Genomic DNA, 16979 nt, shown 5'->3' on the forward strand with positions numbered 1-16979 from the left:
TAGGACTTCATGCGGGAGCTATTTGCCTTTTTTTACCGGTTCCGGGCGTTCCTTGTATTTGTGTTGCTGGAGGTGCTGTGTATTTTCCTGATCGTGCGTTACAACACGTACCAGGGCGCAGCGTTCTTTAATTCGGCCAGCAAATATGTGGGCGACGTGCTCGTTTTCCAGAGCGATATAACCGATTATTTCAGGCTGACAGCCATTAACGGCACGTTAGCTCGCGAAAACGCAGCCCTTCGCGAGGAAGTGCTGCGTTACAAACGGGCCAGCCTGATAGACAGCACCAGCACCCTCGATTCCACTTTTATCGCCCAGTCAGACACGCTCCGGGTAAACCCTTATGTACTGCACGCGGGGCGCGTTATCAACAATTCCATCCGGCGGTCTAACAACACGCTCACACTTGCCATTGGCACAGCCGATGGCATCGCGCCGGGCATGGGGGTGATCTCTCCTGCTGGCGTGGTGGGGCGCATTAAAACTGTATCAGCGCATTATGCCACGGCTACCTCCCTGCTGCATTCCCAGATGCTGATATCGGCCAAGATTAAGAAGAACAATACTTTTGGCACGGTTAAATGGGCAGGCGGCGACTACCGCACAGCCTCACTGGAGTACATACCCCTGCATATTAAGCCGGCCAAAGGCGACACCGTGGTGACAAGCGGGTACAACACCGTATTTCCGGAGGGCATCATGATCGGCACCATCAGCGCCATTGAGAAGGAGCAGGACAAGAGCTTTTACACCATCCGGGTGAAGCTGGCTGTGGATTTCGCGCAGCTTTCTTATGTGTACGTGATAGAGAACAAGGTAAAACAAGAACTGGAGGTTTTAGAACAAAACGCAGGCATCCCCCCAAATGAAGAGTAGCATAGGCATATCTAACATCCTGCAGTTTATCCTATTCGTGGCACTGCAGATCCTGCTCATGGACAACCTGGTGCTTTACAGCATAGGCTTCTGCTATATTTATGTGGCGTTCCTGCTGTTTCTACCGCTGGGCATTAACCGGCTCTTATTGCTTTTTCTGGGATTTCTGGTGGGATTTACGGTAGACCTGTTCTACGATACCATGGGCATACACGCCGCCGCCAGCGTGCTGCTGGCATTTTTGAGGCCGCATCTTTTGAACCTTCTTACACCCCGCGATGGTTACGACATCAATGACTCGGTGAATATTCATGTAATGGGCAAGGGATGGTTTTTAACCTATACCCTCACACTCTTACTGGTGCACCACACAGCGGTATTTTTCCTTGAAAAGATAAGTCTGGACGATATGCTTTTCACACTTTTAAAGATACTGGTGAGCACACTATTCACGGGGTTAGTCATCCTTATACTTCAGTTACTGTTCTTCTCACCCAAGAGAGCACGCAGAGTTTAAATGAAATACCTCGAAAACAGAAAGTACGTCATCCAGGGCATTTTCATATTGGTGGGCCTGGTCTATGCCCTCCGCCTTTTTTACATACAGGTCGTGGACAGCAGTTACAAGCAAGCCGCTGAAACCAACGCGATCAAAACCATCATCCAGTATCCTTTCAGGGGGTTGATCTACGACCGAAACGGCAAACTGCTGGTGCAGAACACCCCGGTTTATGACCTGATGGTGATACCCAAAGAGGTAAAGCAGCTGGACACGCTGCGTTTAAGCGCTGTGCTGGAATTGCCTGTGGAAGACATTCGGGAGCGCCTGAAAAAGGCCCGCACCTTCTCGTATGTGCAGCCCTCTATATTCTACCAGAAACTCACCACCCAGGATTTTGCCCATATTCAGGACAACCTGATCGATTTCCCGGGCTTTTACATCAACGCGCGTACCGCACGCGGCTATCCGCACCAAAGCCTGGCACATGCGTTAGGCTATATTGCTGAGATAAGCCCGAAACAACTCGAAGACTCCCTGTACCAAGGCTACCGCCCCGGCGACTATATCGGCAAAAGCGGCATAGAGATGGAGTATGAGAAATACCTGATGGGCAAACGCGGCGTGAAGTATAAAATGGTGAACGTGCGCGGGATTGAGAAAGGCTCGTTTAAGGACGGGGCCTACGACACCCTTTCTGTGGCTGGCGAGAACCTGGTCAGCACCATCGACCTGGACCTGCAAGCTTACGGGGAGTACCTGATGAACGGGGCGAAGGGAAGCGTGGTCGCCATTGAGCCCGCCACCGGCGAGGTGCTGGCCTATATCTCCTCTCCTTTTTATGACCCCAATCTGTTTACGGGCAAGGACTATGGCAAGAATTACATGGCCCTGCTGTCTGACCCGGACAAAACGATGTTTAACCGCCCCATTATGGCGAGCAGCAACCCGCCGGGCTCTATTTTTAAGCTCGCGCAGGCACTGGTAGCGTTGCAGGAAGGCGTAATTACCCCCAACACAGGGTTCCCCTGCAACCAGAGCCTTGTAAAATGCTCCCACGCACACCAAGCGCCCACAGATCTTTCGATCGCGATCAAGACCTCCTGCAACCCTTATTTTTACCAGGTTTTCAGGGCCGTCGTGAACCAGGGGAAATCCGGGAACACCTTTAAAGACACCTCTATTGGGCTAGCCGACTGGCGTGAGAAGATAACCAGCTTTGGCTTTGGCACCAGGCTTGGCATCGACCTGCCTAACGAGAAACAGGGCATCATTGCCTCCGCAGGCATGTATGATAAGATCTATGGCGAGAGTCGCTGGAAGTTCTCCACCATTTACTCGCTTAGCATTGGCCAGGGCGAACTGGGGGTTACCCCCCTTCAAATGGCTAACTTTATGGCCACCATTGCTAACAGGGGCTATTATGTAACGCCGCACATTATCCGCTCAATTGGCGAGCATGGCAAACCACTGGCTGAGTACCAGCAAAAGCATTCTACCGCTATCGAGGCCAGGCATTACGAGCCAGTGGTAGAAGGCATGGCGCAGGTGGTATCGTCGGGTACGGGCCGCAACGCCTCCTTAGAAAAGCTGGGCATTGCCGTGTGTGGCAAAACAGGAACTGCCGAGAACCCACAGGGGAAGGACCATGCCGTATTTGTAGCGTTTGCCCCACGGGATAACCCTAAAATAGCCATAGCCGTGTATGTGGAAAACGCGGGCTTTGGCGCTCAGTCAGCTGCTCCGATTGCGGGCCTGATGATAGAGAAGTATTTAACGGACTCCGTGTCTAGAAAACCGATGGAAAAATGGGTGTTGAGCAGAAAGTACTTGGAGATAAAATAGTATTACCAAGCAGCAGTCGCACCTCGCGCCGTGTTATCCAACACATGGACTGGGTTACGATCGGTTTATATTTTCTGCTCGTTGCTTTGGGCTGGATGAATATCTACGCCGCTGTGTACAGCCCTGACAATGTGGTGAACATCCTGAGCTTTGACATTAACTCGGGGAAGCAGCTGGTGTGGATCGGGGCTTCTTTCCTGCTGATCCTGGTTTTACTGGTAGTGGATTACAAGGTGTACGAGCACCTGGCCTGGCCGATATACGGAGGCATTATCCTGTTGCTGCTGGTCACGCTGGTCATCGCCAAACCTATTGCCGGCTCCAGGTCGTGGCTCGATTTGGGCGGGGGCGTTCGGTTACAGCCAGCAGAGCTGGCAAAATTCGCTACCGCGCTTGCCGTTTCTAAGTATCTCGGAAGTGTGAACCTGCGGCAGCAGAAGTTCAAGGACCAGATGGTGCTGGCCGCTATCACCTTCCTTCCCCCCGTCATCATCATTCTACAAAACGAAACCGGGTCTGCGCTGGTGTTCAGTGCTTTTATACTTGCTTTTTTCCGGGAGGGCATGTCTCCGCTGATCCTGATCATTGGGGGGTCTGCCGCCGTCATCTTCATCCTAACCCTGCTTGTGCCCAAGCTTTACCTGATCATTGGCGTTACTGCGTTAATGGGGCTGGCAGTGTGGCTGGATTATCGCTTGCTGCGCCGTATCAAGACCATGGTGGCCATGCTCCTGCTTGTAGTCGCCATGATCTTCAGCGTAGATTACTTTGTGAACGACATCCTGCAACCGCACCAGCAGAACCGCATACAGGCGCTTATTAACCCGGAGGCCGACCCACTGGGCTATGGCTGGAACGTGACCCAGTCGAAGATTGCGATTGGCTCGGGCGGGTTTATGGGCAAGGGGTTCCTGGAAGGCACCCAAACCAAGTTCGATTTTGTACCCGAGCAAAGCACCGACTTTATTTTTTGCACCATCGGCGAGGAGCATGGCTGGATAGGAAGCACGCTTCTGATCGGTATCTTTATTTTCCTGCTGATCAGGATCGTGAAGATAGCTGAACGGCAGCGTTCGGTGTTTGGGCGCACCTACGCCTACTGCGTGGCCTCCATCATCTTCTTCCACTTCCTGATAAACGTGGGCATGACCATTGGCCTGGCACCTGTGGTGGGCATCCCCTTGCCGTTCTTCAGCTATGGGGGTTCCTCCCTGTGGTCCTTTACTATCCTGCTTTTTATCCTGATCGCTATAGACGCCAACCGTTCCAAAGATTTGTCCCGGTAAACGGCCATTACAGAGCATAAAGCCTTTTCTTTCAAAAAACTTAAAAATAATTTCGCTATTTCTTAAGTTTTTACAACCCTGCATCAACGGCCTGCGTAAAAGAACACGGCTAAAAGTTGAAGAGTTTACATTTAAATGAACCTTTCAAAAATATCAGCAGGCTCCCTTGGCGGGAGCCTTCGCTGTTTATAGGGGTCTTGGTTTCGAGAAGGCTACAAGTTATCCTCCCTTAAAAGTTTCTCAGCTTAAGCGATGATGCCTTAACTTACCAGCAGCTATAAATGCGGAAAGCCCCTGCAAACCAAAGTTTACAGGGGCTTTTTTTGTTAGTACCAGGAGCGGGAATCGAACCCGCACGAGCTTGCGCTCACAAGATTTTAAGTCTTGCGTGTCTACCAGTTCCACCATCCCGGCAACCTCCGGAACGATATCCGAAGTGTTTTTGCAAAAAACAAAGACGTTGCTATTAGACAACGTCTCCTTTTAAAAATTTTGCCTGAGCGGGAGACGGGATTCGAACCCGCGGCCTCGACCTTGGCAAGGTCGCGCTCTACCAACTGAGCTACTCCCGCTTTTAATAAAACCAAACCGCCGTAGTGATTTAGTGATGCAAAGATATAGACAAAATTGAACATGTCAATAGCATGCCGCAAAATTTTATACTCCTTTTCCCTTTACAGCTGATTTTCAGGAAGTAAATTTTACTTTTCCTTTCCTCACAACCCTGCTTTATACTTTAGATAGCGAGAGATAGCGAGCACAAGGGTTTAATTTAGCAACTCCGCTATACCTTACCGCTGCGACTCCTGCATTTTATCCTGTAAAAGCAACTTCAGCTCATTTAACTTTAGCAGGGCTTCCACGGGTGTGATGGTGTTGATATCCAGCTGGTCCATTAGCTCCCGCACACGCTGCACCTGCGGGTCGTTTGCCTCAAACATGCTCAACTGGTAATTCTGCCTGGGCGCTGACTTCATCCGTTGCTGGGGAGCGTCCTCCGATACTTTTTCCTTCTCCAGGTGATGCATGATCTCGTCGGCACGCAGCACCACGCTGTTGGGCATGCCCGCCATCTGGGCCACGTGTATGCCGTAGCTGTGCTCACTGCCGCCGGGCACCAGCTTGCGCATGAACAGGATCTTGCCTCCTGCCTCCCGCACCGATACATTAAAGTTCTTGACGCGCGGCAACTCCTCTGCCAATTGGTTTAGTTCGTGGTAATGGGTGGCAAACAGTGTTTTGCCTTTATACTTTGAGTGGTTGTGCAGGTGCTCCACAATAGCCCAGGCAATGGATATGCCATCGTAGGTGCTCGTGCCACGGCCAATCTCATCCATCAGCACCAGGCTGCGGTCCGAGAGGTTGTTCAGGATACTGGCCGTTTCGGTCATCTCCACCATAAACGTAGACTCCCCTTTGGACAGGTTATCCGAAGCGCCCACCCGGGTGAATATCTTATCGATGATACCGATGCTGGCGGCCTCGGCTGGCACAAAACAGCCGATTTGCGCCATCAGCACGATCAGCGCCGTCTGGCGCAGTAAGGCGCTTTTACCGGCCATGTTCGGACCCGTGATGATGATCACCTGCTGTTCCTCGTTATCCAGGAAAATATCGTTGGGCACATAGGCCTCCCCCAAGGGCAGCTGTTTCTCTATAACCGGGTGTCTGCCCTTCTTAATATCCAGCACATAGCCCTCGTTTACCTGCGGCTTTACATAGTTACTGGCCAGTGCTATTCCGGCAAAGGAAGCCAGGCAATCGATCACACCGATCACTTTCGCGTTCTGTTGCACTTGGGCCACATAATCCAGGGCGTGCAGCACCAGCTCGTTGAACAGGCCGAACTCAATGGCGAAAATGCGCTCCTCGGCATTGAGTATCTTCTCCTCGTACGTCTTCAGCTCCTCGGTGATGTAGCGTTCCGCATTTACAAGCGTCTGCTTCCGAATCCATGAGGCGGGCACTTTGTCTTTGTGCGCGTTGCTTACCTCCAGGTAATACCCGAAAACTTTGTTGTAAGCAATTTTAAGGGAGGTGATGCCTGTATTCCTGATCTCCCGCTGCTGCGCCTGCGCCAGGTAATCTTTGCCCGAGAAGGCAATGGCCCGCAGTTCATCCAGCTCGGCATGTATGCCCTCGTTGATCATGTTGCCCTGGTTGGTGAGCATGGGCGGTTCGGGCTTCAGCACATTTTTGATCTCTTCCCGCAGGCCATCGCAGGGCACCAGCTGGTCGGCCAGCTTTACCAGGGCGGGTATACCGCTGGCGGCCAGCAGCTTTTTAATGGGCTGTATGGCATCCAGTGCTTTTGCCAGCTGCACCAGCTCCCGGGGGTTTACCCGTCGCACGGCCACTTTCGATATCAGGCGCTCCAGGTCGTTGATCTGCTTGAGGTGCAGCGTCATCTCGTCCAGCAGCTCGCTGTGCTGCGTCAGGGCCTCCACAGTGTCCAGGCGGCGGCGGATCTGGGCCACATCCTTCAGGGGCAGCACCACCCATTTCTTCAGCAGGCGCGCGCCCATCGGCGTAACGGTATGGTCGAGTACCTGTATCAGGGGCACTCCTTCGGGATGTTGGGGGTATACCAGCTCCAGGTTGCGGATCGTGAACCGGTCCAGCCAGACATACTTATCCTCTTCCAGTCTGGAGATGGTGGCGATGTGGCTTATTTCATGGTGATGGGTTTCGGAGAGGTAATGCAAAATAGCCCCGGCAGAGATAATGCCCTCGTTCAGTCCTTCTATGCCAAAACCTTTCAGCGAAGCCGTTCCAAACTGCCGTGTCAGGGACTCATAGGCGAAGTCATGCTGAAACACCCACTCATCCAGTGCATAATACCGGAAATCGGCACCGTATTGCGTGGTGAACGTCTCCTTCTCGCGCTTGCAGAACAGCACCTCCGAGGGGGCCAGGCTTTGCAGCAGCTTGCCGATGTAGTTCCTGTCGCCCTGCGCTGTGATAAACTCACCCGTTGACACATCCAAAAAGGAGATGCCCGTTTCGGTTTTGCCGAAATGCACCGCGGCCAGGTAGTTGTTGGTGCGCCGCTCCAGCACCTGGTCGTTAAAGGACACGCCTGGCGTAACCAGTTCGGTTACACCCCTTTTCACGATGCCCTTCACCGTTTTTGGGTCTTCCAGCTGATCGCAGATGGCCACACGCTCCCCTGCCCGCACAAGTTTGGGCAGGTAGGTATCCAGGGAGTGATGCGGGAAACCTGCCAAGGCTGTTTCGGAAGCGGAGCCGTTGCCGCGCTTTGTTAGTACGATATCCAGGATCTTACTTGCCCGAATGGCATCCTCGCCAAAGGTCTCGTAAAAATCCCCTACCCTGAACAGCAGCAATGCCCCCGGATGCTTTACCTTGATGGCATTGTACTGCTTCATCAGTGGGGTAACAGTGCCCTTGCCTTCTCCTTTCATACTTTTTTATCGGTTAAATCGCTGTATGGTTCAATTGCTGATTTTGTATCGAAACCTTTATACCTTATAGCTGATTCACTATTATATACTTCCTAGCGAATGGGCTTAACCCACCCCTTACCCCCCCAGAGGTAATTTTTACTTTACTTGCTCTTTCGTACTTCCTAATCTGCTTCAGTTGTCGTTTCGGATTAAGATATATCCCGCTTTAACAATTTAGCCATTCAACGATCAACAAGTAACAATCAATTTGCCTTTTGCCAAAATCAGCCTGACCTTTGCAGCAAACCCGGCAAAAGACCTTTGCCTTTTGTCTACTAGTCCTTTGTCAAAAAACAATGCGCAAACTTTCGATGGATGACCTTAACCGCGACTCGGTGGAGGAATTCAAAAATAAGAAAAAAATACCGTTAGTCTTGGTGCTCGACAATGTGCGCAGCCTGAATAATGTGGGTTCGGTGTTTCGCACCGCCGATGCTTTTATGGCTGAGAAAGTATACCTCTGCGGCATAACGGGCACCCCTCCGCACCGCGACATTGAGAAAACCGCCTTAGGGGCGACGGATTCGGTGGCTTGGGAGCATGTGCCTGATACGCTGGACTTGGCCAGGCAGCTGCAGGCAGATGGCTATAAGATCTGTTCGGTGGAGCAGGCGGAGCATAGCACCATGCTGCACAATTTTGCGCCTGAGCCAAGACAGCATTATGCCTTTGTGCTGGGAAACGAAGTGTTTGGCGTGGCGCAGGAGGTTGTCAGCATTTCGGATGTGGTGCTGGAGATCCCTCAGTTTGGCACCAAGCACTCGCTCAACATCTCGGTTGCCACCGGCGTGGTGGTCTGGGATTTTTTAAGCAAGACACTCGCCCCGAACGCCTAAGCCGCAGCTTCCCTTTCCCACAAATAACAACCAGGCACCTCTAGCAGGAAACAAGCGCCTGGCTAGCCTGTTGTTTGCATATGGCGCTTCAAAACCTGCCCATTTGGTCGTGACGTTAAACCCTGGCGCTCGATTACAGTCTATTAAGCAGGCTTCTAAGTAGGCTTCCTGCACGCGCCTGCGCCTGAATTTATACCTAGAGACCCCTCAAATCAGGTCTCAGAAACCATTTTGCTCCGCAATAACCTATGAAAATTAACTTATCCGCACTCCTCTTCCTTTTTACCATTGCTTTTACCTTCCCGTCCGCACTTCTGGCGCAGCAGCCCGTAACCCCTGGAGCCGGAAAGATATCAGGCACGCTGGTGGAAGGTGACACAAAAGCGCCCGTTGGCTTTGCTAACGTGGTGCTGCTTACGGCCCAGGACTCCAGCCTGGTGACAGGCGCTACTTCAGATATAGAGGGCTTTTTTCTACTCGAACGGGTGCCTGCGGGGCGGTATGTACTGCGCGTTTCCAGGGTGGGGTACCCTACACGCTACCGATCAAACATTGTGATCTCCCCCCAAAAGCAAGCCGTTGTGCTGGGCAATATTGCACTGGCAGCCAGAGCTACCAAGCTAAGCGAGGTGGAGATTGTGGCGGAGCGGCAACTGGTGGAGTATGAACTGGATAAGAAGGTGGTAAACGTGAGCCAGGACATTAACGCCCAAAGCGGCTCAGTGGCAGAGGTGATGCAGAACCTGCCCTCCGTAACCGTAGACATCGACGGGAATGTAAGCATGCGCGGCAGCGCCAATGTAACGGTTTTGATTGACGGCAAACGCTCGGCCTTGTCCAACCTCACCCTCGATCAGATTCCGGCCAACCTGATCGAGAGTATCGAACTGATCACCAACCCCTCTTCTAAGTATAACCCCGAGGGTACCTCCGGTATCATCAACCTGGTGCTTAAAAAAGAGAAGAAGCCCGGCTTTAACGGCTCTGCCGCTGTAACAGCGGGCACTTACGATAACTACAACACCTCGCTTAACCTGAATTACCGCTACAACAAGTGGTCGTTGAACGGGGGCTATGATTTCAGGCAGCGGAACCGGCCCGGCACCCGCAACAGCTTTACCACCAATTACTACCTGAACGAGCAGAAGCAAGTCGACAGCACCAGCTTTCGCTCCCAGACCGGTGACCGCAACAGCACGGATGTGTCGCACAACTTTCGGGTAGGGGCCGATTATTACCTTACCCCCAGGCAAACTTTATCCGCCTCTACTTTGTATCGCTTTGGCCAGGACAAAGACCGCAACAACATTCTGTACCGCTTCCTGAACGAGAACCGGCTGCAGACCAGCTCCAGCCTGCGCAGCACCACTGAAACCGAGGATGAGCAGGCCCTGGACTTAACCGTGGGATACCGGCAAACTTTTGAGCAGAAAGGGCGTGAGCTAACAGCCGATGTCGTGTATAACACCAACGTGGACGCCGAGGAAAGCCTGTTTACGGAAGCAGACATGCTTTCTTCGGGCACGCCAGAAAGGCAACAGACCCTGGTAGAAGATGGCAACTATGAGTTTGTAACGAAGTCGGATTATGTGCACCCTATTTCAGAGGACAGCCGCCTGGAGGCAGGGTACCGTAGCTCGTATGAGCGCCTGGACGAGGATTCACGGTTCTTTGACTTCGATAGCAGTTCAGGCACCTATGTTTATGATCAAGCCCTTAGCAACCATTTCGTGTACGACCAGCAGGTATACTCCTTGTACAGCAACTACAGCAACAAGTACAAATCGGTAAGCTACCAGGTGGGTGTGCGGGCTGAGCAGACTTTTACAAAAGCCAACCAGCGCACTCAGGATATTGTTGCCAGTAACAGCTATTTCAGCCTCTTCCCGACCTTCTTTGTAACCAACGATTTTAACGACGACAACAAAGTGCAGTTCAGCTACAGCCGCCGCATAAACCGGCCCCGAAGCCGCTTCCTGAACCCCTTTGTCGACAGGTCGGACCGCTTTAATGTCAATTTCGGTAACCCGGACCTGAAACCAGAGTTCGTTAACTCGCTGGAGCTGGGCTACCTGCGCTACTGGGGAAATATCTCCCTGAACGCAACCACCTTCTACAGGCACACCACCGACGAGATCGACCGCTTTAGAACGGCAACTATCGTGGTGGTGAACGGCGACTCTATTCCCGGCACTGCGTCTACTTTCCTGAACCTCTCCAGCAACTCCTCCTATGGGGTGGAACTCGGCTTTAATTACCCCGTTGCAACCTGGTGGCGCCTGAACGGCAGCGCCTCCGGTTTCAGAACACAGCTGAATACCACGCAGGGCGATACTGAGTTAAGCAGCAGTCGCATCAGCTGGAACACCAAGCTGAACTCTACCATGACTGTCTGGAAAGATCTGGATATCCAGCTGTCAGGTTTTTATCGTGCCCCTACGGCCGATATTCAGGGGCGCATGGAGCAGCTTTTCAGCATGGACCTGGGCATGAAGAAAGAGGTTTTGAAAAAGCGGGGAACTGTTTCCTTGCGGGTGTCGGATATCTTTAATACCCGCCAATACAATTTCCTCAGTTTCGCCCCCGAGTTCAGGACCGAAAGCCAGAACCGCAGACAAAGCCGGATCGTATACCTCGGCTTCACTTACCGCATCAACAGCGACAGCGAAAAACAGCGCAACCGCCGCGAGCCGGGCAACGACGAAGGGAACGATGTGGGCGACGAGTATTAGGATGTGCTGAACAGCCTTTCCATTCACTTGCCACAACGCCCACCGAGCCCTTGTGCCCCCCTTTGCTCCGGCCTGGGCCTAAAAAGCAGGTGCCAGGGCTAATGTAGCTTGTTTCAAAACATTAAGCCGGTGCTTTCGCGTATCAAGGTCAAAATAAGCCTTCAACCATGACCGCAAATCCAACAGACTCCGCTCGCTTACCCATCATCGACCTGCACTGCGACCTGCTGGTGTATCTGACGGATGTACCGGCAGCTGACTTGCAGAAGTCTGAGGACATCGGTTGTGCGCTTCCTTCCTTAAAAGCAGGCAATGTAAAGTTGCAGGTGATGGCAATGTACAGTGCCACCGGCGCTGGAAGCAGTCAGTTTGCTGCGCTGCAACGCGACAAGTTTGCTCAACTTGCCAGCCAGGACACAGGTTTTACAGCCATTACCGATAAAAAAAGCCTGGAGTGGGTGCTGCAGCAGCCAGGCGCCACCGGCATGGTGGCGGCCGTAGAAAACGCCGCCGGATTCTGCGAAGAGCAGGAGCCGCTGGAGGATGGCTTTAAGAAGCTGGAGAAGATGATCGAGGCCTGTGGGCGCCTGCTCTACATTAGTTTCACGCACCACACCGAGAACCGTTTCGGGGGCGGCAACATGACATCCAAAGGCATTACCACAGACGGGAAAATGCTGCTCGATTACCTGCATGGCCGCCGTATTGCCGTCGATCTATCGCATACCAGCGATGCTTTGGCTTTTGACATGCTCACACACATCGATAAGGAGAAGCTGGATATCCCGCTCATTGCCAGCCACTCGAACTTCAGGCCTGTGTGGGAGCATAACCGCAACCTGCCCGATGAGCTTACCCAGGAAATCATAAGGCGCAACGGCTTGATCGGGATGAATTTCTTGAGGGCTTTTCTGAATGACGAGGACCCTGACGCCCTGCTGGAACATATCCTGTATGGCTTGCATAACGGGGCAGGCAATGCGCTTTGTTTCGGAGCCGACTATTTTTATACTGCCGACAGTACCGACCTGAGCCGCATCCCCTATTATTTTAAAGAGCACGAGCAGGCAGCCACAAGTTACCACGCCTTGCTTAACCGCCTCAAAGAACAGCTAAGCCCGGAGCAGTTGCAGAAACTGGCTTATGGCAACGCACAGCGATTTATTGCGGCCCTTTGGGCCAACGAATAGAGCGTTTTCCGATGGCAGTAAAGCCGCCATGGCGCAGATCGTTGGTTGTTTTTAGGTCTTCTGTCACTCTATAACATAAGACAGGCCCTGCCGCATGATGCTATGCAAACAGGCATTTCTGGAAATTAAAAAAATAATTGCGACGGGAGATTAAAAATAAATAGGGTATTATCCTATTCAGCAGCCAGGCTTAAACCCTAGGGTATCAATTAATTGCAAACAAAACCAACCATACTTGCAAATCGGACCGCCAACTACCACGGGCTTTTCGCTAGAATTATTGAGCGCGCCATCCCAAATATGCGTATATAAATTAACAATACCTGCCTCTCTACGTACAGGCAGCTAAACAGACCGGTACACTCTAAGGCAAAGCCCATGGATGCTCAGGAATACTCGCCATTATATGTACAGATAAATGAATTATACATCGATACGGTTGTAATCGATGACACCGAGTTTATTACACTGTGGTGTTTTACGGTGCTAGACGATGAGTATAAATTTATCTACATGGGCTGCGATTTCACGCAGTTCAACCAGATCCTGATAGCTGCCGGCGAAAAGGGCAAAGAAATAGCCTTGCACATGGCCGATGTGCTGAACAAGCCCTACGACACCCCCACCATTATCCCGATCAAAGAGCAGTTTGACGAGTACCTGGAGCTAACCTGCCACGACATTATTGTGTATGAACCCCTGGCTGTGGAAGATGACATGGAGGAGTTTGAAGATGAAGACGACATGGACATCGAGCAGTTCTTTGGGGGGCGCCAGAACAAAACGCAACAGAAATACCTGATTTACCAATTGGATAAGCTCTACCCTTCCAAAGTTTTTGAGCCGAAAAAGGCATCGCAGCAAGATATAATCGATTGTTTTGAAGATGATTCCCTTGAAATGGCGCAACTCTACTACGACTACCTGAATGCTGTAGAAAACGGCTATTCGGAGTGCGAAGCCAAACAGGTGGCGGGTTTAGAGCGGGAACTGTTTTTCAGGATGGCCTGCAAAGCTGCCGAGATCTGGAAGTAAATCATTTTACCAGATTCTTTTTTCAATTTAGTACATACCAGAGTACTTCTATGTACGCCTGACACCTTTCCTTCTGGCTCCCCTTTTCTCCGAACCCTTTTATTGCTGCTGCTGCGCAGAATCCTGTTTGGCTACGGTGGCCAGCTCTGTGCGCAGGTGCTCCAGCATGGCGTGCAGCCACTCCCTTGTTTTCGGGTCTTCGGCTTTGGCCAGTGCCTCCTGGTAGCGCTCCAGTTGCATTTGATGCGATTTTAGCAGGAAACCGCGGTAGCGGGTCAAAAATTCCTCCCCCTCCAGTTGCCGAAACTCCTCAACCAAGTTCTTATCGGCAGCACCCAGACTGTCTGGAATTTGCACCTGCCCCTGCCTGTTTACCAACCCGCGCATCTGTTGCAAGGCTTTGCTGTGGAAATCTGCCGTCCGCTTGCCCGTTGCCCTGACCTCTTCAGTTAACCCCTTGTCAGCAGCTAACGCGCCTAGTGCTGCCTGCAGCATGTTACTGCTGGCAGCATAGTCCCAGAACACGACATCGGTGGCCAAGGTTTTAACTGGCGCGGCTGTCACGCTTTCTTGTACTATAGTGTCAGAGGCCGGACCATCGCAGGAAAGGGCCAGCAGAAAAAGGATACCAATTAACAGGGCTAGGGTTTTATCTAAGAACATGGCAAGGGTGCATTTCAGGTGTCGTTTACCTATAGTACGCACAAGCTCGATTTGGTTTGAGACAAAATCCATTTCCCTGAAAAAATGCACGATTGCCTTGCCAGTTTCCTAAACAAGGAATCCTTCAGCTATTCGTAAGTATAACTTTTCCGGACTACGGTCAGGTTACTGGTGCTTCCCTGCTCTGCGATAACGTGGGCAGGTTTTTGATCTTTCAGGAGTTCCTGCGGCAAGCCGATACTTTGGTCGTATAGGTGCATAGTGAGAGGCACACCGGGTTTTGATCGTAGCTCCAGCTCCACCGCCTTGTTCTCGGGCAAACCATGCAAACGGGTAAAGTATACTTTCCCACCTGCCGCCTCCATAGGAGTGACCGTAAGATCTTCACCTGCCAGCTTCAAACCAGCCAGTTTCTCTGCTGTTTGCACTGCCACTTCGAGGTGCGCAGCCCCTCGCGGCGACGACAAGCGCAGTGTCAGTACGCGCTCCCCCTCTTCAACTGTATCCGATAGCACCACGGCTTTGGGTGCAGGTACTGCAATGGCAGCCGCCTCGCTTTGCAGGTATTCCAGGGTGGCGTTCGGGTACATTCCCGTTAAGGGTGCCTGGTGCGCTCTTGTAAAGAATTGCCGGTTCCAGTCATCGGTGCGAGGGAAAGCGGAGGCCCAAAAAGCTTTCCCGGTATCCGCGTTCAGGTAATAACTCACATGGCTATGCAAAGGGCGACTGGCAGAGGGCTGCTCGTGCCCAATGGCGCGGAAGCCTTGTATGCCGCCAATCAACAGCAGCGCAAGCGGCAGCAGCGGGATGTTACGCCAGCTGTAACTGCGCTCCATGATCCGAAGCAAGGGCAACAAAAGACCCAGCAGCAACAGGAACAGCATCACAGCCCCTACAGGTAGTTGCAGTCCGAAGGCAACAAACACCACCTGCACAATCGGCATCATGATAAAAATAGCCGGAAAGGCCGCCAATAAAAATACAAGGCCAAACCCAAGCCCTACCTGTGGGGCATCAAACCAGTCCTTTAGCACCACTACCAGAAAACCACCCAGGCTAAACAGTAATGGGAACATTAACAGATAGGCCGCGTTCGGTATCACCAGGAAAAGCAATACCACCAGCACGAACTGGAGTATATAAATGCCCATCAGCAGCGACAAGAGCTGCAGCCTCCGAAGCGCCAGCCAGGTGATGAGCAGAAAAAGCCCCAGGGCCAGCAACAGGTAGGCTACAAAAAACTCGTCGGAACTGTACACCCCGTTATGCCGGTGTGTAAAGGGCAGGTTGGCCAGCACCAGGTTATTGATCGGTACAAAAAGCACTGCCACCAACACGAGCAATGCCAGGTACACGAAAAAACCAAGCATTGTCTGCCAGACAGTAAAGGCGCTTTTCTGAACACCCACCCGTAGGGTAACTACCAGCAGTAGCGTTGTGAGCGCTGCCCATAAAATATTGAGCCACTGCGGGTAATAGATCACCCAAGAGCCAATAAAGTTAAAGAAGATGGCATCCGGGGCCTTCGTGTTCTGCAACGACACCTTACTGAAATGCTTTGTGAGCGCCAGCATGTTGCTGCCATGTTGCTGTAAACTGTGGAGGCTTAGATTTTCCGGTGAGTCTGTGGCCTTGTGGTAATGCACAAAGCCATCGATAAAGGCGGCGTTGAGCCCACTGTACCCGGCCTCCTTAAAAATAGTGAAATCGGTGTTGTTGGGCATGCGGCTATATATCTCGTATGCCAGAGAACTTACATACGGATAGGGTGCCTGCCTGATGTATTGTTTGGCCAGCCAGCCATTTTCAGGGCTCATCTCAAAGGTCATGCTCGGACCGCGGTTGCCACGGCCCTCCACGTTTAGCACCAGCGCCACATCGTTATACCAGGGGTGCTTCTGAAATGCCCGTGCGCCATACAGGCCATACTCCTCCCCATCGGTAAAGAGCACGATCACATCCTGCCGGGGAGCGCCGGTGTGTTGCAGGGCCCGGATGGTTTCCAGAATTGCCGCTACGCCGGCGGCATCGTCGCCGGCCCCGCGCGCGTTGGGCTGCGAGTCGTAGTGCGCCATCAGCAAAACGGCCTTTCCGGTCTTGCCCGTTCCCTGTATCCTCCCGACCAGGTTGTACACATGCCCCACCGTGGCAGCCGCTCCCAGGGTATTTACGGCGTAGGCTTCCTGCACCTGCGGCTGTAGCCCCAGGCCCTGCATTTGCTGCAGCAGGTAACGCCGCACCCGGGCATGCTCCGGGGTGCCCATGGCATGCGGCTGGCGGGCTATGTGCTGCACATATTCAAAGGCACGCACCGCTGAAAACGCTTTGGCAGGGGCATTTGCGGGCAAGGGTGCCGGGGGCTGCAACAGATACAGGCTCAGAAGCGCCAGGCCAGTGACGGCTACAAGTAAAAAGGCAGCAAGGGCGCTGTTACGGTACCGCATAACCCAAAGGTTTAATTATGTATATCGTTATCCTAATGTATACATAAATTCTGATAAAGTAGGCACGTTACCAGCCTAAAGTGCCGCAGGCAAAACAAGGCTACCT

General features: G+C 52.4%; 11 protein-coding genes and 2 tRNA genes. 8 read left to right on the forward strand and 5 right to left on the reverse strand.

Features of this window, described 5'->3' with window-relative positions:
- The first annotated feature begins 9 nt into the window (after nucleotides 1–9).
- From mreC to rodA, 4 genes are read left to right on the forward strand one after another with little or no spacing between them, the layout of a single operon-like run.
- Nucleotides 10–876: a rod shape-determining protein MreC gene (gene mreC, locus AC4BAN_RS10125; protein ID WP_490564288.1), complete on the forward strand. Its 867-nt coding sequence runs from the start codon at nucleotides 10–12 to the stop codon at nucleotides 874–876.
- A complete protein-coding gene (locus AC4BAN_RS10130; protein WP_490564289.1) occupies nucleotides 866–1393 on the forward strand; it encodes a hypothetical protein in 528 nt (175 codons plus the stop codon). The genes mreC and AC4BAN_RS10130 overlap by 11 nt, the downstream gene beginning before the upstream one ends.
- Entirely contained in the window at nucleotides 1394–3220 is a 1827-nt protein-coding gene (gene mrdA / locus AC4BAN_RS10135) for a penicillin-binding protein 2 (protein ID WP_490564290.1), read from the forward strand. It begins immediately after the preceding gene.
- Nucleotides 3184–4506, forward strand: coding sequence for a rod shape-determining protein RodA (rodA, locus tag AC4BAN_RS10140; RefSeq protein ID WP_490564291.1), 1323 nt, complete (start codon nucleotides 3184–3186; stop codon nucleotides 4504–4506). The genes mrdA and rodA overlap by 37 nt, the downstream gene beginning before the upstream one ends.
- Before the next feature lie 330 nt (nucleotides 4507–4836).
- On the opposite strand, the gene AC4BAN_RS10145 is transcribed toward rodA, so the two are convergent.
- From AC4BAN_RS10145 to mutS, 3 genes are all read right to left on the reverse strand, one after another.
- A tRNA-Leu gene (locus tag AC4BAN_RS10145) sits at nucleotides 4837–4920 on the reverse strand.
- Nucleotides 4921–5005: 85 nt separating this feature from the next.
- Nucleotides 5006–5078, reverse strand: a tRNA-Gly gene (locus AC4BAN_RS10150).
- Between the two features lie 219 nt (nucleotides 5079–5297).
- On the reverse strand, nucleotides 5298–7931 hold the full coding sequence (mutS, locus tag AC4BAN_RS10155; protein WP_490564292.1) for a DNA mismatch repair protein MutS: 2634 nt from the start codon (nucleotides 7929–7931) through the stop codon (nucleotides 5298–5300).
- Nucleotides 7932–8269: 338 nt separating this feature from the next.
- Here mutS and AC4BAN_RS10160 point away from each other — a divergent pair, with 338 nt between their 5' ends.
- The 4 genes from AC4BAN_RS10160 (at nucleotide 8270) to AC4BAN_RS10175 (ending at nucleotide 13766) form a co-directional block, all read left to right on the forward strand.
- On the forward strand, nucleotides 8270–8809 hold the full coding sequence (locus AC4BAN_RS10160) for an RNA methyltransferase (protein WP_490564293.1): 540 nt from the start codon (nucleotides 8270–8272) through the stop codon (nucleotides 8807–8809).
- Nucleotides 8810–9057: 248 nt separating this feature from the next.
- Nucleotides 9058–11541, forward strand: a complete 2484-nt coding sequence (locus tag AC4BAN_RS10165; RefSeq protein ID WP_490564294.1) for a TonB-dependent receptor — start codon at nucleotides 9058–9060, stop codon at nucleotides 11539–11541.
- 167 nt (nucleotides 11542–11708) lie between these two features.
- Nucleotides 11709–12731, forward strand: coding sequence for a dipeptidase (locus AC4BAN_RS10170; protein WP_490564295.1), 1023 nt, complete (start codon nucleotides 11709–11711; stop codon nucleotides 12729–12731).
- Between the two features lie 378 nt (nucleotides 12732–13109).
- Entirely contained in the window at nucleotides 13110–13766 is a 657-nt protein-coding gene (locus AC4BAN_RS10175) for a hypothetical protein (RefSeq protein ID WP_490564296.1), read from the forward strand.
- Between the two features lie 99 nt (nucleotides 13767–13865).
- Here AC4BAN_RS10175 and AC4BAN_RS10180 read toward each other — a convergent pair whose 3' ends face one another.
- Together AC4BAN_RS10180 and AC4BAN_RS10185 are read right to left on the reverse strand one after the other, a co-directional pair.
- Nucleotides 13866–14429 (reverse strand): DUF4142 domain-containing protein, encoded by a 564-nt coding sequence (locus AC4BAN_RS10180; protein WP_490564297.1) that lies wholly within the window; start codon nucleotides 14427–14429, stop codon nucleotides 13866–13868.
- A 128-nt stretch (nucleotides 14430–14557) separates the two neighbouring features.
- Nucleotides 14558–16873 (reverse strand): M20/M25/M40 family metallo-hydrolase, encoded by a 2316-nt coding sequence (locus AC4BAN_RS10185; RefSeq protein WP_490564298.1) that lies wholly within the window; start codon nucleotides 16871–16873, stop codon nucleotides 14558–14560.
- Nucleotides 16874–16979: the final 106 nt, after the last annotated feature.

The sequence above is a fragment of the Pontibacter sp. GD13 genome, assembly GCF_058216355.1.